General features: G+C 46.8%; 16 protein-coding genes. 3 read left to right on the top strand and 13 right to left on the bottom strand.

The window, feature by feature from the left end; all coding sequences use genetic code 11:
* Positions 1-38 precede the first annotated feature (38 nt).
* The 12 genes from QZW47_RS27420 to QZW47_RS27365 all read right to left on the bottom strand — a co-directional run bounded on the left by QZW47_RS27420 (position 39) and on the right by QZW47_RS27365 (position 10,533).
* Entirely contained in the window at positions 39-185 is a 147-nt protein-coding gene (locus QZW47_RS27420; RefSeq protein ID WP_293134596.1) for a hypothetical protein, read from the bottom strand.
* Positions 172-1,713, bottom strand: coding sequence for a type IV secretory system conjugative DNA transfer family protein (locus QZW47_RS27415; protein ID WP_293134593.1), 1,542 nt, complete (start codon positions 1,711-1,713; stop codon positions 172-174). Before QZW47_RS27415 ends, QZW47_RS27420 begins: the two co-directional genes overlap by 14 nt.
* Positions 1,700-2,167 carry a hypothetical protein gene (locus QZW47_RS27410; protein WP_293134590.1) on the bottom strand — a complete coding sequence of 156 codons (468 nt, stop codon included), beginning with the start codon at positions 2,165-2,167 and terminating at the stop codon, positions 1,700-1,702. Before QZW47_RS27410 ends, QZW47_RS27415 begins: the two co-directional genes overlap by 14 nt.
* 36 nt (positions 2,168-2,203) lie before the next feature.
* Positions 2,204-2,869, bottom strand: a complete 666-nt coding sequence (locus tag QZW47_RS27405) for a hypothetical protein (protein WP_293134587.1) — start codon at positions 2,867-2,869, stop codon at positions 2,204-2,206.
* Between the two features lie 313 nt (positions 2,870-3,182).
* A complete protein-coding gene (locus QZW47_RS27400; RefSeq protein WP_293134583.1) occupies positions 3,183-3,719 on the bottom strand; it encodes a hypothetical protein in 537 nt (178 codons plus the stop codon).
* Positions 3,720-3,823: 104 nt separating this feature from the next.
* Entirely contained in the window at positions 3,824-4,033 is a 210-nt protein-coding gene (locus QZW47_RS27395; RefSeq protein ID WP_293134580.1) for a hypothetical protein, read from the bottom strand.
* A gap of 70 nt (positions 4,034-4,103) precedes the next feature.
* Entirely contained in the window at positions 4,104-6,764 is a 2,661-nt protein-coding gene (locus QZW47_RS27390) for a UvrD-helicase domain-containing protein (RefSeq protein WP_293134577.1), read from the bottom strand.
* Positions 6,765-7,730: a phage recombination protein Bet gene (gene bet, locus QZW47_RS27385; protein WP_293134574.1), complete on the bottom strand. Its 966-nt coding sequence runs from the start codon at positions 7,728-7,730 to the stop codon at positions 6,765-6,767.
* A gap of 24 nt (positions 7,731-7,754) precedes the next feature.
* A complete protein-coding gene (locus QZW47_RS27380) occupies positions 7,755-8,216 on the bottom strand; it encodes a helix-turn-helix domain-containing protein (RefSeq protein ID WP_293134572.1) in 462 nt (153 codons plus the stop codon).
* 43 nt (positions 8,217-8,259) lie between these two features.
* Complete coding sequence (locus QZW47_RS27375; protein WP_293134570.1) at positions 8,260-8,616, bottom strand: hypothetical protein; 357 nt, start codon at positions 8,614-8,616, stop codon at positions 8,260-8,262.
* Positions 8,617-8,719: 103 nt separating this feature from the next.
* The gene (locus tag QZW47_RS27370; protein WP_293134568.1) at positions 8,720-8,923 is read right to left on the bottom strand and encodes a hypothetical protein; all 204 of its coding nucleotides are present in this window, start codon (positions 8,921-8,923) and stop codon (positions 8,720-8,722) included.
* On the bottom strand, positions 8,920-10,533 hold the full coding sequence (locus QZW47_RS27365; protein ID WP_293134566.1) for a hypothetical protein: 1,614 nt from the start codon (positions 10,531-10,533) through the stop codon (positions 8,920-8,922). The genes QZW47_RS27370 and QZW47_RS27365 overlap by 4 nt, the downstream gene beginning before the upstream one ends.
* A 254-nt stretch (positions 10,534-10,787) precedes the next feature.
* Between QZW47_RS27365 and QZW47_RS27360 the strand changes: the two genes are divergently transcribed.
* Positions 10,788-12,029 carry a tetratricopeptide repeat protein gene (locus QZW47_RS27360; RefSeq protein ID WP_293134564.1) on the top strand — a complete coding sequence of 414 codons (1,242 nt, stop codon included), beginning with the start codon at positions 10,788-10,790 and terminating at the stop codon, positions 12,027-12,029.
* 70 nt (positions 12,030-12,099) lie between these two features.
* Here the strand turns inward: QZW47_RS27360 and QZW47_RS27355 are convergent, their stop codons facing one another.
* Positions 12,100-12,369 carry a helix-turn-helix transcriptional regulator gene (locus QZW47_RS27355; RefSeq protein WP_293134562.1) on the bottom strand — a complete coding sequence of 90 codons (270 nt, stop codon included), beginning with the start codon at positions 12,367-12,369 and terminating at the stop codon, positions 12,100-12,102.
* A 162-nt stretch (positions 12,370-12,531) separates the two neighbouring features.
* Between QZW47_RS27355 and QZW47_RS27350 the strand changes: the two genes are divergently transcribed.
* Both QZW47_RS27350 and QZW47_RS27345 read left to right on the top strand, forming a co-directional pair.
* Positions 12,532-12,936: a hypothetical protein gene (locus QZW47_RS27350; RefSeq protein WP_293134560.1), complete on the top strand. Its 405-nt coding sequence runs from the start codon at positions 12,532-12,534 to the stop codon at positions 12,934-12,936.
* Between the two features lie 360 nt (positions 12,937-13,296).
* The gene (locus tag QZW47_RS27345; protein ID WP_293134558.1) at positions 13,297-14,922 is read left to right on the top strand and encodes a DEAD/DEAH box helicase; all 1,626 of its coding nucleotides are present in this window, start codon (positions 13,297-13,299) and stop codon (positions 14,920-14,922) included.
* The last annotated feature ends 235 nt before the right edge of the window (positions 14,923-15,157 follow it).

Raw genomic sequence — 15,157 nt, 5'->3', positions numbered from 1 at the left:
TTGAGTGGCTTTTGTATTTGTTCAGGAGCATTTAATCATCATTTGATTTTCTTTTCGTGCTGATATTTTTCGCATTCCCATCCGGCGCGAGAGATGCGAGTTGGCAATTCTTTTATTGGCTTTCCCTTCTGATAGGCTTGTTGCCCCCGAATAAATTGCCAGTCAAATTCTTTAGTTGTTGCCATTTCCATCTCCTTTAATAAGTCTTTCGAGCATTACCCGCGCTTCGGCATAAAGCGCATGATTTCGTCCCCCACGCCGAACACCCCACAGTATCCAGATTGTTTTTTCTAGTCCCAAATCTTGGTCAATAATAAGCCTTGCCAGTTTCAGTTTGTCCTGGTGTTCCAGCGACGAATCAGCGGCGAAGACTGCTTTTTCGGCTGTTCCAGCTAGCAACTGTTCCAGTATCTCCAAAAGCTGTTCTCTGTGTTCCATAAGGGTTCCGGGCTGTTCCGACTCTCCCTTTGGCGTGTTTTGTGGTGTTCCAGGAGTTTCCCAAGCATTAGGGGTGTTCCAGTCGGGAACATCGCCAGCCACTACATTTTGTGGCGCTGAATGCTTGGCTAGTTTGATTAATTTCCTATTATTCAAAGCCTCTCCTGGTAGCTTAATAAGTGCTTCAAAGCGTGGCACGGCTAACCCAGTTTGAGGGCATTGTTGCCCCAGCAATTCGATCTCAAGCAGTGCTTCATCTCTCAGCTTTGCCATGCCAGCAGCGTTGGCTAATCCCGCCAGCGTCCGGGTGTGGCTGACGATTAAACCGAACATTTTGGCTTTACGAATGTCGCTCAAAGCAGATTGGAAAAATTCTCCCGCTGCACTGCATCGTCCCGCCCAATTGGTGAATTCGTCGCACACAAAAGTTAGAGGTTGGAAGGTAGGGTTAGGTTCACTTTCGATTCGTTTATAGCGTCGCCGAACTTCTTCTGCGAACCATTCCAGTTTGGCATCAATGGCAAAGTAATTCATGCCTCCCCCAATTATCTCGCAGCCCTCCCAAGCGCCATAAGCAGCGTGCGGGTCGAGCACTATTACCCGGTGTCCTGCTGCTAGCCGTTTGCTAACTTCTTCTTCTGCAAAGGTAGTTTTACCGCTGCCGGGAGCGCCGTAAATCAGTACGCTGGGGTAGTTCATGAGTACGGGTAATTTATCTTTATTCTGTTCAATTGCTGTTACTTTTGCGTCTTCTATTTTGTCGCTGGGGTTTGTTGTCGAGTCGAGCGTCGCGGTTCCCGTTAGCGCCGCCTGTTGTTGGCTGGTGTCGATGCCCAAAGACTCACAATATGCCGTCTCAATCTCACCCTCAAAAGCCACCTCGTCAGCTTCTAAAAGCTTCTTATATTTCATTTGAGTCTGTGCCATTGAGTAGGCAGATTCAGCAGCAAAACCAAACTCATAAGCTTGTTTCTGGTATCCCTTAATCTTTTGCCGAATAGGTTCCTGTTCCCCTTCATTGCGGGCGATGAGCATCACCGTTACCATGCCCCCAGTAGCCAGCAGAGAAAGCAAGATTTTGACCCCGCCATATCCCCGTTCTATGCCCTTAAATTCTGCCTTTGGTGGCACTAGCCATGCAGGGGCATATTCGATTCTGTTGCTGATTCTGTACTCAATTCTGTCATTAAATTGTAGGGCTGTTGCTACTGCAAACCCTGCCAAACCCAAACCTAAAATTCCAGAAACAATCACCTGATTCTTATTGATTAGCATTGTTCAATTTGCTCCATACTTGTGCCACTACGAATCCGAGGACAATCACTATCAACGCAAAGGTCAAAATGAGTAACTGAGAATTGGCAATTATCCAAGCTTGCCAAGCGTCCCAGTTAGCGGCTAGCAGTGCAGTCCCGATCGCAATCAAGATTAAAGTGCTGCGAAGTTTTGCGGGCCCATCGGCGCTAATCGCGTACAAGCCCAAGCCCAAAGAAGCGGCGGGGATGAGGATTACAGCAGCCGGGATTAGAGCCGGAATCGCTCGCACGACGAGGGATGCAGACAGACCAGCGCCGAAGTAACTGCCAAACTCTCCCCAGTTTCCCGTCAATGCCCAAAACCGCTCGATATTGGTAACTTCTGGGGTTTTGGCTTGCTGCGGTAGCTGTTCACTTTGTGCATTGGCACTAAAATAATCGAATTCTGAAGAGTCAAACTCGGGTAGGTACATGGTGAAAAGCGGGCAGTTTGACCCGCTAATAAACTGCTATTTGTTGCCTGAGAAGAAGTCGAATAAACCGCCTAAAAATCCCTTAGAATTCCCAGCACCGACAGGACTCATGCCACCCGAACCGCCTGCTGTGGCTGGGATGGGGTCAAAGTCACGAGCGTTGATGTAAGCATTGAAACCCGCGCGCCGATTCTGCATGGCTATTGCTTGCTGCGGGGATGCTTGAATGGCTTTGAGGTTCTGCTGAAAACCGTTCTGCTGTATCCGTCCCTTAGCCTGATGATTAGCTTTGATTAACAACAACCGTTGTCGGAAGTCTGCATTTTGCAAGGTTTGGGTTGACGCACTTTGTACTTTTATCAAGCCCAATTTGTGTTGAAGTTTTTGTTCAAGATTAACGATGTGTTGGTCATGCTTTGCGCCGGCCACAATCGCCTTAACCACATAGTTGTCGATTTGAGCTTTGTCAGTCAAACCATTCTCAATGGCTTCTAAAGTTAGCCGTTCGATTTCTACCTTATTGGCTCTGATTTTGGCATCGTGGCGGTTATAGGCTGTGCGTAGCCGTTTCTGAAGGTCTAGAATTTTGGCTGTTCTTGCAGCTTCGTGTACCATCTCCGCTGTGAGGGGCCCGGAGTGGTATCCGAACTCGCGGGCCACGTGACCCGCTCCTGATGTTTGCGCTACTCGAAAATTTACCATGATATAATTCTGCTTAGAGAGCGGTGGAGCCCCTTGTTAGGGGCTTTACTTGCGAGCCAGTCGATTACTTTTTTAGGGGAGTCGGCTGGCTTGAATTTGAATTGTTACTGTGGTTGTTGATAGTCACGTTCCCGTGAATTATTGTCGGCTGGGTTTCCTTTTTTGCAGATTGATGTCCTGCGTCATACCCAACTGCAAAGATAAGAGTGCTGCCAATAATAGCGGCGCCAATCACTACTTTGTCCAGGAATTTGTCGAAATTTTTGTCATCGTCAATCATTTTTAATCCCTCAAACTTTGACCTTGAAATACATTAGGAGTCCTGCAAACTAGCTAAACCGGCCCGAACCTCGTCTGTAAAACCCTGCCTCACCTCAGCAGCGGCTTGTCGCCCCAGCGTCCGCCCCAGTTCGCGGTAGTTGTTGAGCAACCCAGATTTCAAGGAATTAATTTGAGTGAGATTGTTGTCGGCGGCATTGGAACAGGTGACGGCAATCTCGTTATGCCGGCCTAAGAAAACGATGGCAGAGGATTCAGATGTAGGGGCTGTGGCGGGAATTTTGTCCACCAACCGCCGTAGTTCTGAAAGTTTGCCACTGTCTAATAGCTCAATTGCATCCAGAGCCATTTGGGAATATTCCGTAGCTCTGGCGCTACCACGGCGCAAGGATTCAAGCTCGATATCGTAGATGCCTGTCAACTTGGCGATCGCCTTCTGCAATGCCGCCTTGTTGAGTCCGAGAATGCTCTGAATTTGTCCGGCTGTGTACCAACACTCAATCGATTCTGATTCGGGGTAATCGATTCTTTGGACTTCAACGTCAATCAATACTGGGGTTTCAGCTTCCATAATGGTTACTTAGTAGAAGAATCGATTTAGAATCGATTTAGAATCGATTCACATAAACAAAAATACCCCGCTGACAACAGCGAGGCAATGGACTTAGGGAAGCTTCATAGATTCCATTTCTTTTTTAACTCTCCAGCCCATATCCGATAGGCTTTGGAAGGTTTCTTGGCCCCGCACATCCACTTAGCTATGGTGTTGGGCTCGCAGCTAAACGCGATCGCAATTTCGCGATAAGTAAGCGAAGTCTGACCTTGCACCAAACGAATTAGCTCGACAGGATTGAACTCTTGAGGATGTTCGATTATGATATTCATAATTGTCTTTGCCTGATAACGAGGACGATAAATCTGTGTAAACCCTTGGTGACTTCGACAGCCCAAGGGTTTACTTTTTGCGTTTGAGAATTTCGGCTGAAACTAAATCAATAATCTGATTTAGATCGGCATCAGTTAGCGATGCCAGCGATTGCTCGACTTGAAGCACTGCGCTATCAACAATCTCAACGTTGACAGCAGGAATCACTGGGGATTTAGAGCTAGCAGCGCGACGTTCGCTATCACCAGTGCCAGTTTTTTTTCGCGTGACAGCATTCGCCACGTGCTTGCCGGAAACTTTTTCGCCGCTAGCAGCAGCTTCAGCACGGGCATCTTCCCATGCTGCTTTTTGCTGTTCGGGTTCGAGGTTGGCTAGCGGACGAATTTGCCGTTCGTTGGTTGGCAAATCGGAACCATTGGTTCCGCCAATAGAAAGGTTGGTCAAAACCTCTGAGGCTTTCAAAAGATTGCGAGCATAGCGATCGCTAAATCCCCAGCGATGCTCGCAGTAGTCGGCAAAAGTGCCGTACTCTTCGTAAAGCTTCAAGTCTCGAATTTGACGCAGCGCATCTGCTGCTTGCGCGAATCCACGTTCGATAGTGGATTCTAAATCGGCTAATTTGTGGGTAGTTTCAATGTCTGCCACCGCCACATTGGGCTGAGAAGGCTGAGCAACTATCTCTATTTTGTTGCGGTTGCACCAATTCCAGATTCCCTGTTTCCCGGTAGCAGGAATAGGGGAATCAAGAATTTCTACATTTTCCAGCCTCCAAGCGTAACGAGCAGGTTCGGTGATGCTCCAGTCACCGGACATTAACTCAGTATCCGATTGCTGAGAGGCAAAGCTTTCGGTTATCTCAATGCAGTCAATTAAGTCAACAAAAGCCACAATCGCCCCCAACGCCACTTGTTCTTGAGTGATGTCAAGAAGACTAAGTAAGCGATTGTCATTTTCATATTTTTTCCCAGCATGAATAGCCAGCCTGCCCCTATAAGTTGTCCCCCACGATCTGGTTTCAAATTGCTTGATGCCCTGGGCAATCAAGCTAGCCCAGGGCTGGTGTAAGGTAATTGCGGGCATAGAAATCAGGGCATCAGTCTTAATTTCTTCGGTTACAGGCTTGATAAGCCATGATGGACTGCCGACAACATAAAGCTCTGATTTGCTACGAGTTAGGGCAACATACAACAAATTTTCTTCCTGTTCATATTGCCAATCAAGCTGATTTCTCCACACCATCGGCATATCTTCAGGCTTCAGGATGAAAATGCGATCGCCCTCTAAACCTTTCGCCCGATGGCAGGTGCTCAGAGTTATGGGGCTATTCTCATCAGAAAACAAGCCGTCAATATAGTCAGTGAGATCCTTGATGCAAGTCGCGTTCGGCTGCGACTGATAGATCACTTGAAGGGCTTCGATCTTGTCGTTGAGCGCCTCAACAAGCTGTTCCTCGTTATCCAGTCCTGAGTATTTTTGGGCTTTCCGACTCCTGAAAACTTCCAAAGCATTATTGAATGCAGACATCCGAAAGCCGGAAATCTTGGAAATTTCCTCAATTTCAGCTTTAAGCTGTTCGCCGATCGCCCTTCCTTTGACGGTCGCTGCGATGCCACGGGCAATCAGCTTGATGCAAAGATTCACGAGCGGTGCTGTTTTTCGGCAGAGCACCATGTCCCCAATTTGAAGCTTGCACGGCTTATCACTCCACAAATCGCTCTCGGCAATGCTCTCAATCTTCCCCTCCACTGCGTCGATCGGAGCCTCAATCGGAATGTTTGGGAAGTTGGCACTAACCAATTCGAGATGCGAGGTAGGGCAACGGTAGCAAATCGAAAGCGGTAGTTCAGTTGCACCGAGGCGATCGACAATTTTCTGGTAACTGCGGTTGTCGGCACCGGCAAAACCCATGATGGCTTGCCGAGGGTCGCCAACTGCCAGAATCCGGCCATTGGAACCCGCCAACATTTTGACTAATTCCAACTGTGCTGCATTCAAATCTTGGCATTCATCAACCAAAACGAACTGGTAGGGTTTGAACCAAGGACGCTTGGATAATTCCCAGAGAACCGGTAGCCAAACCTGATCGGTGAAGTCGAAGGACTTACCTTTGCTGGCTAAGCCGATGCCCTGAATAATGCACTTAGCCAGCGCCAGCGATACTTTCTCAAAATCGTAAATATCAGCAATTTCAAAATGCAGGCAGAGTTCCTGCACGGTTTCAGGGCTAATACAGCCGCCTACGACGAGGACGTTAACGTAGGAATTTGTGAGTCGCACCAAGTCTAAGAGTTTGACAAAATCCTCGTCTTTTGCGATCGCACCTTCCCGCCTCAACTCAGGGGAAGAGTTGCCACGGCTGGCGATAAATCCTAATTCTTGAGCAATTTGCTTGTACTTATTGCTCTTGACTAGCCCCTGAGTATTTGTGATTTTCAATTCGCTCTTGATTAAGCTCCATCCTGCACTGTGCAAGGTGCTGATTGATTCTTTCCACTGATTGCCGAATTTGGCGATTAGATCGGTAGCATTAGCTTTGCCGAATACGCAAATTTTGATTTCAGAAGGTGTGTAACCAAGTCTATTTTTGAGGTAATCCGTAGTGGCCAAAGCTTCAGCAACTAAACGTAAGGTGGTAGATTTTCCGCTACCTGCGACTGCATTGCAGCAACCGTGTCCTTTCCCAGTTTTCGCCCAGTCTATTATGTCTTGCTGGTAATCTGATAAGTCCATTTATTTTGCCTCCTGTAACTTGAGATGATTCACGAATTCAGCCAACTCGGTAGCATTTAGCAGATGGCGAGCTTCTTTCCCATATTGAAGTCTGAGATGCTCTCTACCTCTGTCGGCATCCCATCCTAGGCGCTTAATGTGTTCCGAAGACTCGTTATAGTTGCAGAGGTAATCGAACAAATCCAGCAAGTCGTCATTGGTCAAATCAGTCAAGTAACTTTTGCCAAAATTAACTAGCAGACAATCCATTTCTTGCTTATCTGTCCACCTCAATTTCACGATGGCCTGCTGCACCGGATGCAATAGTTCAAGCTCTTGCTCTTGCTGTGGCGAAACCGAAACAGGAGCAGGGATGGGCTTAACTTGTGGCTTATTAATCTCAGGAATTTGCTGCGTAACGTTATTTTCTGCACCCTCATCGGGCATTTCCTCACGGGTGTACATTCCCGAAAGTTCGGCAGGAAATGCTTTGCGAAGTGCCAAAGCTTCGGCGCATTTAGCAAGCATCAGATGAGGCATTTTTTCCCAGTTTTCGCCCAATTTTCCGTTGAAGACTTGGGCGTATTGCGCCCAAGCTGCACTGGCGGAAAATGGGCAACGCTGACCGCCGCAAAGTTTCCAAACAGTTACGGTTGCAGTAGTGGGAAAATGGCGGCCACTGGTAAGGTGCTGGTACAAATCCAACCCCTCATCAAAAGTTGCCTCGTCATTGCCGGCGTATTTGTTGGTGCGATCAGCGATAAGCCTGTAGCCGTCGATCGAGGTCTGAAAAGTTAGCTTACCCTTGCGACGGATACCGTAGATTTGCCGTGAGAACGGGTCTAAACCTGTTTTCTGGCACACCATCGAGAACAGCTTTAACTCGTCATTGGTGGCACGTTCGTCAAGAATCGTAGATTTGATCAGCCTAATTTCTTCGGTATCAAATACTAATGCGTGTGGTTGAACTTGAACTATCTGTGACATAATTAAGTTGTTTGTTAAACATCATCAGTCAGGCAACCAATCAAAACGGTTGCTTGTTTTTTTGGTTTTAGGGCGTGGCTTTTTCACTTCTTCCACTTCTGGATTATCGGCAAAATCGTCGGTCTCTTTAAAAGTCAAACCTTTGACATTCTTTCTAATCTCTAAAAGAGACTCTCTAGGCAGCCAATCACTTTTAGGTGTCAGCTTATAAATATCCGATCTTCCTGGTCTACTCTCTTTTGTAAGCAATCCTGCCTTGCAAAGAACAGAAAAAGAATATTGAGCCTTTCTAACGCTCATATGACATATTTCTGAAGTTTTTTTGAGTTTAGCGAAACACTCACCTGTGAGTTTTCCCCCTGTCCTGCGAACCACGTGGGCGTAAATGCGGAACTCATAAGGATCTAGACCATACTCATCAAGGTCTGAATGGACAACTGGCAAAGGTGGCAGCGTTGGTAGCGTATTTTCTTCTGGTTTTGGCATGATTGAAACTAAGAAAGGCGGTAGCGAGCCGCCAATACGCGCTTTAATTTGATGCTTCTAGTCGTGCAGAGTTGTAGCCACTAATGAAATCTGGGGATACTCCATCTGGGCAAGCTTGTCCTCCCCAATCGTAAAAATCTTTGCCAATGATAAAGTCTGCTCTCTTCGCGCCGTCCAAAATTTCATCAAGAGCCTGAATTGCGTCGCCGATGAACAAGTCATTATCCGTAAAGAATTCCTCGTGTTCTGTCAACTCCAAGAATGCTGGGGAGACTTTGATAGCTCTCAGGGTTTCAGCCATGTTGCACAACAGTTGCATGGTCTCAATCCGTGTCAATGGCTCGTCTTTTACTCCCAATTCTTGAATTGCTGCTGCTATTTCGTCAATGCTTAAGGCCATGCTGAAAACCTCGTAATTTGTGAATTTTGACCGCAAAAATCCCGTCTAAGCAGAAGACCTAGAGTTTGCGGGATATGCGGATAGTGTGAAACTTCGTGAACTTTTAGAAGCTGTTTAACTTTTCGGCGACTTGATTGATTTCATCTTGCGTGAGCTTGCCGGCATAGGTTCCGGGAGGGGTAAAGGTCACATACATAAAATCTGTCATCGTGTCCAGAATCAAGATGTGCCGCTTTTTTTTCGGCACTAACATCTGAACTTTTCGGACTGCCTGAGAGCAAGAGTAGAGCTTGGGAGCCTTAGTCATTTTACGACCTCAATATTCGAGAGGTATTCAGAGACAAGCTGGTGGTATTTAACAACGGAATTCTGCTTAATCAACTCCCGGCGCATTCGCTGATAAACACCACCTTCTTGAGTAATCAGATAAAGAGGCGGAACACCATTGATGTTATGGCTCGCAACCGATAAGTTGGCCGAAAAAAGTTGAATGTCAGTGCCGAGCAAGCCTTCTTGAATATTCGAGAGGTGTTCGGCAAGCAACTGAACGTAATGAATGACAATTGTCGGGGAAGTTTGCTTAGCACCAGTGGCGTTAAACAAATTACCTTCTTGAGTTATCAAGTAAGGCGGAGTTTGTGAGACCCGATGCCTGGTGAACGAATTATCACCTAAAAGAGCAATCTCAAATACTGGTTTTGGCTCGACAGGCAGGATTTCAGGTTCAACCGGAACCAATGGTTCCGGCAATTTAATTTCTTGGGAGCCGTCAGAGTTGCGTTTAACCCGATAAATGATTTGCTCCTGACAAGTCGGCGAATCGCTGGGATTGACCAAGATGCGATCGCACAAAGAATTCAATTTTTGGGTGTCATCGGAGTCTAGCCCGTCCAGAAATTCTTGATTTAACACAATCGAGTTAGTGGACTTAAAATCTAGAATTTGATTGATGTGAAAAACCTCAACTGAGTTAACAACACGAATTTTGACGGAAGTGAGTCGGCTTTCACAATCCAGAAACGTGTGCAAAGCGACGATTTGGACAAAACAGTCTGTGTAGTCGCTGAGGCTGCGGCCTTTGATCTGAGCTTCGGAGTCCTGGAGGCGACGCTCCTTAAGCCAAAGCTTATTAGAATCGCTAGTTAGATCAGTTTCACAAATCGCTCCGATTTGGATGTAATTTTCTGGCACTGCGTTTTCAATTTCTACAGCAGATTCGGCGGCACTCTCAGTAACTGCTCCATAAACCATTGGTTCCGATTTCAAAATCTCATCCTTAGCTACCTTGATAATCCAAGGATATCCCCCCTCCTGATGCTTGCAATGCCCATTGTTCAAGCACTCATTTTTAATCTCTACTAATGTACGGGTATCACGGGGATAGTCGTCATCGTCAGAGTCATCGTCAGAGTCATCGTCAGAGTCATCGTCAGAGTCATCGTCAGAGTCAAAAGCTAGAGTTCCTGCAGATATCACGATAATGGCTAAATCCAGGGAGCAAGGGTTAGATTCATGCCAATCTGAATCTTCTTCGGGGGCAGGGTAAGAAGCAATCCACTCTGTGTCTGGAGAAGCAAAATAAGCCTTACGCTCATCGGTCTCTGTCGCCACAGGTTCAGCGACGCTTTCGGCAACTACTGCATCCTCCACGCTAATCGCATTCAACAACACCTCAGACACCCAGCGGGCAAGGGAGATTTTGCTATTTCGGCGGGGCAAACCCTGTGAAATTCCCAAGTTCTCGGCGAGAGAATCGGTCATTTGCTTCAGTTCCTGGATCGAAAAGTCGATCAAGGCTTGAGAAGCTGTTTGGACGCATCGGCTCATCTCGGCAGTTGCGAAGTTGAAGCGATGCTCAAAACTATTCAGTGCCTCGCAGATAGTGCGAGGATCGTCGGTAAAGGTGATGTTGGTCATCTCTGTTTTGTGGTTGTACTCTGCCGACGCTTCCCCTGGCAGGTCTTTGGTTGACGAGGCTGCTATCTCTCGTGAGGCTTTGGGGTCGCTTGATTCGGCTATGGACTGAGTATATCATTAGCTTGCGGATAAGCGCAAGGGCTTAAGCGCTAGTTGAAGACCATCATCAATGCCAATGAGTGACACCAGACACTGACTGGAGCGGCAAACCCTGAGAAAATCTCGTTGTCGCTTTACTCGGAGAGATCAAACTCATGCAAAACTTTATCAAGACAGCGATATTGGCAAGCGCGCTTTTAGCCTGCCATAGCTGCGCGTTAGTTCCAACTTTAGTTTCGACGACTTCAAGTGAAGCTAGCCCCAGTCCCAGCTCTTCAACTATCCCGGACTGCCTGGGATCTCTTCCCAACCTTCCTATTGAACAAATTAGAAAACACGAGTCCTCAAAAAAGGTAGAAGCCGAGGCAGACATCCTAGGGCTATCAGGCAAAGGACAGGAGGCTTTAAACAAATACAGTGAAGCACACTCACTTTATTTTAAAGAGTTAGGACGTGGAGTTGGCAGAGCATGGACAAATGGAGACCTCAGCGCAGCTATGGAAGTAAATCGCTCGCCGGAGACATCAGAATTCCTCTTCAAAGTTGGCAGTGTTTTTGCTCAAACCGGACAGCATCAAGCAGCGATCGGTTGCTTCACTGAGGCATTAAACCAGAGAATAGAAGCTCCCAATGACGCCAACGCTTATATGAGTCGTGGCAATTCTTATGCTCAGATAGGTGGTGGAGAAAATGCACGACAAGATTATCAAAAATCCGCAGACTTATTTAAAAAGCACAAGCTTCCCCAGTACGAACAGCTAGCTCTTAACAAGTTACGCCAAACGCCAAATAAAAATAAACCTGGAGTTACTATTCCTACTCCACAAATTCAAACGATCGATGAAAAATACAAGAAAACTTGCTATGCAGATGCCCTGACGGAAAGCCAGGGACGAGAAATTACTGAAGCTTCCGGTGCTCTAGAAGCAGCAGCAGACAAGCTAGCAATTGCGGGGAAGCACAAAGAAGCTATCCGAAAATACAACGAATCAGCAGCAGCCATACTAAATGAGGCGATCGCAGATGGCAGCGCAGAAGATATGGAAGTTTCCGCTATTTGGCATAGCTGGCGCGGAGAAGGTGTCGAGGGTTTCAAGAAAGAGAATCAAACGCTCTTGCAGAAATCAGCAGAATCTAACTTCAAGATTGGTAGTAGCTACGCAAGACTGGGGCAGTTTGAGCAGGCAATCAACTGTTTTGACAGCACGATTAAGATTGGTATCCTTCCACCGAATGACGCCATAGCACACCTAAACCGTGGCGATGCTCATGAAAGAATAGGACAGAAAGAAAAAGCTAAGACTGACTTCCAGCAAGCGGTCAACTTGTTCAAAAAATACAAATTAGCATCTTACCAAAAAGATGCTGAAAAGCGCCTACAGAACTCAGACAAGTAAAACTAGCAGTCGTTACACCAACATAAAACCACCAGTTTTACTACCAAAACCAAAAATTTACAATAACAGTTTAATTACTAGCAACAAGCTGAGCTTGTTGCTGCTTTTGCTTGTGAAGATTCTCAAAAGCTTTAATAACCTCATCTGCCGTGCATTGGTAAGTATTCATAATTTTAGGCAACAAAAGGACACTTGGGGAAGAAACACCACGCTCCCACTCGCTAATAGTAGATTCCCTTACTCCTATTAGATCAGAAGCTTGTCTTTGAGTTAAACCAGATCGTTTCCGAATCCACACAGGCGTTACAGGCGTTCCTTGTTTTTTTTCGTTATCTGTCATATTATAGTAAAACTTGCGGATAAGCGCAAGGGCTTAAACGCTAGATTCTCCGTGAGTAACAACAGTAGCCGACCCTGAATTTGAGCCTCTGGGTCTGGCTACCCCTCAATTTTCGTTCCTACTCGTTTCAAAGTCCACTTACAAATTGCCCGGAGTCCAGAAATGACAAACCTGATACTGCCCGACATTGATGACCAAGACCTAGGCAAAGACATGAAGCGGATTAGCCAACAGGATTCTCACATCCTTCTGCAAATTGCAATGTTTGTCTCCGGCATGGGCTGGCACGAAAAAATGGCGCTGAGCTTGAATGCTCACGCCACGATCGCCCCTGAATCCGAAAATTTATGCGTGATTACTCCAAAAAATGATTATGACGATCGCCTCAATGCTGCGATCGACCTGCTAAAACATCTCAGTCCGCAAGCCAAAGTCGATCTTGCGGTTGACATCCTGACTGATGATTGGGAGTTGGGGTCTGAGGACGAGGATGAGGATGACGATGACGGTCATTTCCCCCCAGTGCAACTTAGCGACCGATACGCCCCCTCCACATTAATTGAGTAATTTCTGCGATCGCAAAGTCCGCACCTGCGGACTCATTACTGATTATGAAAACAGCCCTCATCATGCTCCTACTTTTTTCCTCCTCGATGCTTCCTGTACTCCATACCCAGCAACAACCAACAGAAATGCCGCCAAAGAGAGGAGGCGATCGCAGATGACACGAACAACCATCAAAATCAGCGAAATTCCCGAACCCTACCGCACGCAAGTCCGCCGATTCTTACATCTATATCCAAAGCGCCAGGGACAGAGAATTGCCTCAAGATACCTGCAAGTGGTAAGCAGCGCAGAGTACAGAAAAAGCTCAGGCAGGCAGGCTTACAAAAAAGTGAAGTCCAGTGAATTCGGTGAGGACGCCTGATGAGATACAACCTCAGAGACTATCAAGTAGAACTCATTGAGCAAATTTTCAGTAGCTGGCAAACCAACCGCCGCATCATGCTACAACTGGCAACCGGCGGCGGCAAAACCGTAGTCTTTGCCCACTTAGCGCGCCAATTTGTACAAAAGGGCATGGGCGTGCTCGTACTCGCCCACAAAGAAGAATTGCTGCTGCAAGCTAAAGAAAAACTGGAGGCCGTGACCGGCCTGCCAGCGGGCATCATCAAATCTGGCTATCCGTACCAATCCCAATACGAGCTACAAATTGCCAGCATCCAGTCTCTAATTCGGCGCAAGCACACCCCAGAAGCAGGGCTGGTAATCGTGGATGAAGCTCACCACGCATCCTCAAAAACTTACACCCAATTGATGGCACGCTATCCCGAAGCCTACATCTTGGGCTGCACCGCCACACCCCACCGGATTGATGGTCAGGGGTTCAAATGGCTTTTTGACAGTCTGATATCCGGCCCATCAACCAAGGATTTAATTGACCAGAACTACCTGTCTAGTTACAAATTATTTCAAGCCGCCAAGATAGCGAACACCACCAAAGTCAAATCAACTGGTGGCGATTTTAACGTTGGTCAACTCGCGGAATCAGTTGCGAGTCAAATCGAGCCGATCGACGTTGTAACGGAATGGCAGCGACGGGCGGAAGGTCAAAAAACAATTATTTTTGCTGTAGACATTGCCCGTTCGATCCAATATAAAGATGCTTTTAAAGCTGAAGGGATAGCGGCCGAACATCTCGACGGACAAACACCAAGCCAACAGCGAAAGGAGATTCTAGAGCAGTTTGCCAGCGGCGAAATTTTGGTGTTGACAAACTGCGGAATTATTTCTGAAGGATTCGACCTCCCCAGCATTGAGGCAGTACAGATTGTGCGGCCCACAAAATCGCTGAGTATGTGGCTGCAAATGGTAGGGCGATCGCTGCGAACTTCTGAAAAGAAAAGCTCAGCAACCATCATAGATCACACGAAGAACTGGCAACTGTTGGGCTTACCAGATGACGACAGAGACTGGAGCTTAAATCCGATTCCACTACAAGAATCAGCAAAGCGCTTTCTTCACATCAACTGTGATGATTGCGGTCACGTATTCAAGCCACTCGGTCACGAGATGGAAACCAAGTTTTGCATCTGTCCAAATTGCTTGGCTCAGCATGAATTTGAAATCGGCACAGGCGGAACCCCACCCACAAAGTCACTAGATGCCAACGAGGCTGAAGGTGAAGTTGACCTAGAAGTTAATGGCTTACATCAAGCAATTATCGACTCACTAATCGAACAACAAGAGCGGTTCCAACGAAAACCAGGATGGGTAGTTTTCCGGCTACGAGAACTGCCGAGCATCAACCCTGGATTCGACATTAAAGCCCTATCACTTGGCGACTGGAGGTATTTGGCTAGCAAGCTTGAATACAAAACCGGATGGGCATTTATCAAATGGCAAGAAGCGCAATCAGGCGAATTGTTTGACAGCCCCGATCACTGGAGCAAGACTCCAATTTTCAAGGACTTAATCGAAAATTTAGACGCGCCTGAGCAAAAAAGATTCAGGCCCACTGCAACCAGCAAGCCCAAACTTAGAGAGATATAAAACTTATGTCTAATTTTACATACTTAAAGGGCAATTGTCCAGTATGTGACGGCGCAAGAAAAGATTGCCGTCAACTAGGCGACTTATATTTTTGTGGCACCGACAATCCGTAAGGATTCAGGTCAAAAAAAGTTCATCCAGAGCCGAGAAATATGGTAATGTAGTCAGATGAGTGAAAAAGCAGAGTTATTAGCACTAAAAATGGAAGTTGAGCAGTTAAGCCGTGAAGAACTGG

The organism is Microcoleus sp. bin38.metabat.b11b12b14.051 (genome assembly GCF_013299165.1).
Lineage (GTDB): Bacteria > Cyanobacteriota > Cyanobacteriia > Cyanobacteriales > Microcoleaceae > Microcoleus.
This window is presented reverse-complemented; position numbering and strand designations above follow the sequence as displayed.

What these genes read in the sequence shown, in the direction of transcription:
- QZW47_RS27400 (WP_293134583.1), bottom strand. Translation starts at nt 3,719, where the DNA reads ATGGAAGCTGAAACCCCAGTATTGATTGACGTTGAAGTCCAAAGAATC.
- QZW47_RS27360 (WP_293134564.1), top strand. Translation starts at nt 10,788, where the DNA reads ATGCAAAACTTTATCAAGACAGCGATATTGGCAAGCGCGCTTTTAGCC.
- QZW47_RS27350 (WP_293134560.1), top strand. Translation starts at nt 12,532, where the DNA reads ATGACAAACCTGATACTGCCCGACATTGATGACCAAGACCTAGGCAAA.
- QZW47_RS27375 (WP_293134570.1), bottom strand. Translation starts at nt 8,616, where the DNA reads ATGGCCTTAAGCATTGACGAAATAGCAGCAGCAATTCAAGAATTGGGA.
- QZW47_RS27370 (WP_293134568.1), bottom strand. Translation starts at nt 8,923, where the DNA reads ATGACTAAGGCTCCCAAGCTCTACTCTTGCTCTCAGGCAGTCCGAAAA.
- bet (WP_293134574.1), bottom strand. Translation starts at nt 7,730, where the DNA reads ATGTCACAGATAGTTCAAGTTCAACCACACGCATTAGTATTTGATACC.
- QZW47_RS27420 (WP_293134596.1), bottom strand. Translation starts at nt 185, where the DNA reads ATGGCAACAACTAAAGAATTTGACTGGCAATTTATTCGGGGGCAACAA.
- QZW47_RS27355 (WP_293134562.1), bottom strand. Translation starts at nt 12,369, where the DNA reads ATGACAGATAACGAAAAAAAACAAGGAACGCCTGTAACGCCTGTGTGG.
- QZW47_RS27365 (WP_293134566.1), bottom strand. Translation starts at nt 10,533, where the DNA reads ATGACCAACATCACCTTTACCGACGATCCTCGCACTATCTGCGAGGCA.
- QZW47_RS27405 (WP_293134587.1), bottom strand. Translation starts at nt 2,869, where the DNA reads ATGGTAAATTTTCGAGTAGCGCAAACATCAGGAGCGGGTCACGTGGCC.
- QZW47_RS27395 (WP_293134580.1), bottom strand. Translation starts at nt 4,033, where the DNA reads ATGAATATCATAATCGAACATCCTCAAGAGTTCAATCCTGTCGAGCTA.
- QZW47_RS27380 (WP_293134572.1), bottom strand. Translation starts at nt 8,216, where the DNA reads ATGCCAAAACCAGAAGAAAATACGCTACCAACGCTGCCACCTTTGCCA.
- QZW47_RS27345 (WP_293134558.1), top strand. Translation starts at nt 13,297, where the DNA reads ATGAGATACAACCTCAGAGACTATCAAGTAGAACTCATTGAGCAAATT.
- QZW47_RS27415 (WP_293134593.1), bottom strand. Translation starts at nt 1,713, where the DNA reads ATGCTAATCAATAAGAATCAGGTGATTGTTTCTGGAATTTTAGGTTTG.
- QZW47_RS27410 (WP_293134590.1), bottom strand. Translation starts at nt 2,167, where the DNA reads ATGTACCTACCCGAGTTTGACTCTTCAGAATTCGATTATTTTAGTGCC.
- QZW47_RS27390 (WP_293134577.1), bottom strand. Translation starts at nt 6,764, where the DNA reads ATGGACTTATCAGATTACCAGCAAGACATAATAGACTGGGCGAAAACT.